We start from the raw sequence: 5,426 nt of genomic DNA, 5'->3' as shown, positions 1-5,426 counted from the left end.
CGAAACAGATTCAGAAGTAGACACTGATTCTGATACAGAAACCGATTCAGACGCTGAAACTGATTCGGACGTTGATACTGAATCAGACGTTGATACAGATTCTGATGTAGATGCTGACTCGGATGCCGATACTGATTCCGATACAGAAACAGACTTGGAAGTCGACACCGATTCAGAAGTCGAAACGGACTCGGATGCAGATGCTGAAACTGACTCAGACGTTGAGACTGATTCGGATGCAGAGGCTGATTCTGAAGTAGACACTGATTCAGAAGCAGAGGCTGACTCAGATGTTGAGACTGACACTGAAGTAGAGACTGACACTGAAGTAGAGACTGACTGACTTTCTGATACTAAAGTGCTCAACGATGCTGACAATGATTCTGATGTCGAGATTGATTCTGATACAGAAACCGATTCAGACGTTGAAACTGATTCGGACTCTGAGACTGATTCTGATGTTGAAACTGATTCAGAAGCAGAGGCTGATTCTGAGGCTGATACCGACTCAGATTCTGAGGCTGATTCTGATGCTGATACCGACTCAGATTCTGAGGCTGACGCTGATTCGGACGTAGATACTGACTCAGAGACTGAGACTGACTCAGATGTCGATACTGATTCAGAGGTTGAAACTGACTCAGACGCTGATACTGATTCGGACGTTGAAACTGATTCGGAAGTCGATACCGATTCAGAGGTTGAAACTGACTCAGACGTTGAGGCTGACTCAGAGGCAGAAGCTGATTCTGATGTAGATGCCGATTCAGAAGTCGAGACTGATTCGGACGTTGAAACCGACTCAGACGCTGACACTGATTCAGACGTTGAAATTGACTGACTTTCTGATACTGACTCGGATTCTGAAACTGATTCTGATGTTGAGACTGACTCAGACGTCGATACCGATTCAGAGGCTGAAACTGACTCGGATGTTGAGACTGATTCGGACGTTGACACCGAATCAGACGTTGAAACTGATTCGGATGTTGACAATGATTCAGACGCTGAAACTGACTCGGAAGTCGATACCGATTCTGAGGTAGATGCCGATTCAGAGGTTGAGACTGACTCAGACGTTGACACTGATTCGGATGTTGATTCAGACTCTGATGTCGAAACTGATTCGGATGTTGACAATGATTCGGAAGTCGAAACAGATTCAGAAGTAGACACTGATTCAGAAGTCGAAACGGACTCGGATGCTGATACTGATTCCGATACAGAAACAGACTCGGAAGTCGACACCGATTCAGACGTTGATACAGATTCTGATGTAGATGCTGACTCGGATGTCGAGAATGATTCTGACGTAGACACTGACTCAGACGCTGATACCGACTCAGACGCTGACACTGATTCGGACGTTGAAACTGATTCTGATGTTGACACTGACTCTGCTGTTGACACCGATTCAGAAGTAGACACTGATTCAGATACAGAAACCGACTCGGACGTTGAAACTGACTCAGACGCTGACACTGATTCAGAAGCAGATACTGATTCCGAAACTTTCACAGATTCAGATTTTCTTGTCGATACAGATTGACTCGTTGAAGCGGATTGAGATTGAGAAACCTCCTTGCTCAACGATTGACTGCGAGATAAACTAGTTTGAGCTGAGACACTTGCAGAAGCTGATTGGCTTAGTGAAGCTGACAAACTTTGTGAGCGAACCGAGCTCAGTGACTGGCTTAATGAAACGCTCTGAGATTGCTTCGCACTTAAAGACTGACTGATCGATTGCGAAGTCTTCGTAGACGCACTCTGACTGTTTGATACAGACTGACTGTGATCGCTATCTGACAGTTTCACCGCTACGACATTGGTCGTACTATCTTTATAAGTAATGGTGACTGTACCATCACTATTAACCGTATAGGACTTAATCCGGTTGGCTACCTCTGGATTAACAGCCGACACAGCAGCAATCACCTTGCTCTTATCTGCATCAGTCAATGCAGTTAGACTCGTCACCTGAATAGTGCTTGTCGGCGCCACACCTGGCGTACGATCAGCGAGACGTCCTTGTGTAATCCGAATTTCACCCAAACCATTTGGGCGGTTCATATTAGACGCATTATCAATAGCTGCAACATTACGTTGCCATGTATTTCGGTAGGTATGGTAAAGATCATCCTTCAAATGAATGGTCGTTGTGATGGTTGCAGGGTTCGCACTGGTAGCCGTAATATCACCCGTGATAGGAGCAATATCACCTGTTCCATACTGGCTGCCACCAAAGAAATTCCCGTTCAAAGCATTGTCGTTCAGATCCGCTCGTGCAACGACTTTCATTTCTTTCAACTTGCCACTGTCATCAGTAGCTGTAAAGGTCACAACCGCATCATCACCAGCGTAAATAATATAATTCTTCCCACCACCTTCAAGAGGGGTTGATTTCGGTTCCACACCATTGACGGTCAACTTAGCCGTCACTTCAGGACGTGTGGCATCTGTTACAGCAACCATATTACTGGCATCGGAATAAACTGCATGATCACCATACAGAATGCGAGCTTTGGCTGTTACACCACCCGTTTGTAACTTAACAGTCGGCGTCACAATCGCTTGACCCGAAGCATCTGCCACAGCTGTTCCCACTTCATCGTCATTATTGTATAGAACGACTGTAGAACCTGGCTCAGCTCCTGTCACCGTTACAGGTGTCTGTGTGTAAGCCTTATCCAATAATCTCGTTTCAACAGTTGGTGCTGCAAGTCGCTTCACTGGAGCCGTCACATCATTTGTAGTGTTATCTTTATAGGTAATGGTCACCACACCAGATGATGAAACGGAATAAGATTTAAAGTCCTTTGAAGTGGCAATATTGGGGTTAGCAGTCTTAAACGCTTCCCAAATCTTCTCTTTTTCAGCCTGGGCCAAGTTAGTAGTATCATTGACAAAAGTCGCTGTCGTCACAGCCGTAATCGGATTACGAATGCCATCATTTTGCGGCAAAACCTGAATGCGTAGCGTTCGTGTCACTGACTGCCTAGCCGTATTGGTCACTACAAAAGAAACATTATAAATTTTCCCAGGCGTTACGATCTCTTTCTGACCAACAGTCCCCATAATATTAAAGGCCACTGCACTATTTTTCAAGGCCGATGTATGCGGAACATTAATGCCATTCACACGGTCACTACCAGAAGCGTAGCCAATGCTTTTAATACTATTTCGTGTAGGATTGGTTTCCACAACATTATAAGCCTGATTAATGTAATCAGAGTTATACACAGAAATCAAGGCATTGTTAGCCAGACCTAAATTATACTGAGGCGCACGGAGACTGGTATCAGCATCTATACGATTCCCGTTACGCGGATCCCGTTGACCAGATGTCGCACGAAGCACCGCATTGACCAAGCGATTGCGAGCAATCTTTGCTTGGCTTTCCACGGCATCGATTTGAATTGCCGGATTAGACAAGCCAGTTCGAATAGCCTCTAAGGCCAGATCTCCATTCTCAATTGCAGATGCGGTCCCAGGGATTTCCAATGCCTGCGCACGATAGGTGTATAAATCCAAAGCCAAGACTTGCAGACGCTTCACCTGGTCTTCCGAGCGAGTGTTTTGAGCCTCTGCTACCTTCTCACCCGTTTCAGGAGTAGCTACATGAATAGTATCATTCTCTGAGAGAGTGCTACTAGCAAATTCTGATGTGGACTGACTCGCTGAATGACTAACAACATGTGATTCGCTCAAAGAAACCGACTGAGACAAAGAAAGGCTGTCACTAGCCGACTCTGATAGCGAGACAGATTCACTCATAGATTGACTGGCTGATGCAGAATCTGAGTTAGAGGTCGTCCCCAAGACAAAACTATCCGAACCCGCTACACCGGTCGATGGGCTGATTTCAGACCCAACAGTCGCATTCATCTCATTTTCCTCAGCAAATACTGGATTGGCAACCGTTGTCGCTCCAGCAAGAGCCCCTAGTACAACCATACCTTTCACTAGGTCTGCAGGCATTTGATGTGAAGAATCATCATATCTAACCATGATTTTTTCATCCACACCACCTCGCATGACACGAAATAAGCCTAACCGAGAAACAGATGCCCGTACCCAATTCTTTCCTGATTTGATTAATTTAAAACGTGTGATTCGCTCCGTTTCGCGAAACTCCCCTTTCGAACGTTTAAAAAACATGTTCGCTCCTTAAATTTTAGATATCGAGTTATTATACACTAATTTTCCCCAAAAGTAACTAATTAAGACTAGTTTTTAACACAAATAACAGCATACAAAAAGAGAACCCGAAGGTTCTCTTTTTGGATCCTTTTTCATTTCCCACATACCTGAAATGACCGAATCAAATTAGGATAGAAGATTATTTTTCATCTTCCTTTTTGCGACGTCCAAGTGCTGCAACCCCTGCAACCCCTGCAACTGCTCCAAGAAGAGCTGAAGCTACAGATCCTGTTTCACCAGTATTTGGAAGTTGTTCAAGAGCTGGAGCTGGTTGAGCTGGTTGCTCAGGAACTGGGTTCACTGGTGTATTAGGTGTTGGATCTACCGGTGTGTTTGGTGTTGGATCCATTGGTTTATTAGGTGTTGGATCTACCGGTGTATTTGGTGTTGGAGTTGGTGGCACTGGAGTGTTTGGTGTTGGAACGTTTGGAGTCTTCACAAGTTTGTAAACATAAGTAACGTTCTTATCACCTTCGATGACTTTACCAGTTGTTGGGTCAGTTGTTGTCAAGTGACCTTCACCGTCAACGTTACCTACTGGGTAGTTACCTTGTGGTACCAATTCATAGACTTTACCATCTGCAGTTGTGATTGTCTTAGGACGGTTATCCACAACTGTATCGTAGTCTTTACCTACTGGTTGGTCTTTTTCATCCACTACTGAAGTCTTGATCGTGTTACCATTTTCATCTACATAGTGAACGTATACATTACCCTTAGGTTGTACAGGTTCTTCGACAAGTTTGTAGATGTAAGTAACGTCTTTACGTCCTTCAACCACTTTACCAGTTGTTGGGTCTGTTGATTCAAGGTGACCTTGAGTATCTACTTTACCAACTGTGTAGTTTCCGACTGGTACGATTTCGTAAGTTTTACCTTCGAATCTAATGTATTGTGGACGGTTGTCTTCAACAGTGTTGTAGTCTTTACCTACTGGTTGGTCTAACTCATCTGTTACTGATTCTTTAATGGTGTTACCTTCAGTATCTTTGTAGTGTACGTATACGCTACCCTTAGGTTGAGTTGGTTCTTCCTTCACTTCTTTGTAAACGTAAGTGATGATTGAACGTGGTTTATCAACTTTACCTTTAATTGGATCAGATGATTCTAAGTGTCCATCGCCATCAACTTTACCTACTGGGTAGTCACCTTTCGGTACGATCTTGTAAGTCTTACCGTCTGGAGTCTTGATAGTATTAGGTTTTTCACCTTCCTCAGTTGTGTTA

At 44.3% G+C, this 5,426-nt stretch carries 2 protein-coding genes; both read right to left on the bottom strand.

Translation table 11 applies throughout. From position 1 onward, the window contains the following. Window positions 1-4,158, bottom strand: a 4,158-nt coding sequence (locus HMPREF2685_RS01895) for an accessory Sec-dependent serine-rich glycoprotein adhesin (protein WP_261710235.1), incomplete at its 3' end; no start/stop codon positions are given. A 181-nt stretch (window positions 4,159-4,339) separates the two neighbouring features. Next, window positions 4,340-5,426: MucBP domain-containing protein (locus HMPREF2685_RS01890; RefSeq protein WP_261710234.1), on the bottom strand; the 1,087-nt coding region annotated here is incomplete at its 5' end.

The organism is Streptococcus sp. HMSC074F05 (assembly GCF_001808725.1).
GTDB lineage: Bacteria > Bacillota > Bacilli > Lactobacillales > Streptococcaceae > Streptococcus > Streptococcus parasanguinis_I.
The sequence above is the reverse complement of the archived record's forward strand: the minus strand, read 5'-3'. Positions and strand labels throughout refer to the sequence as shown.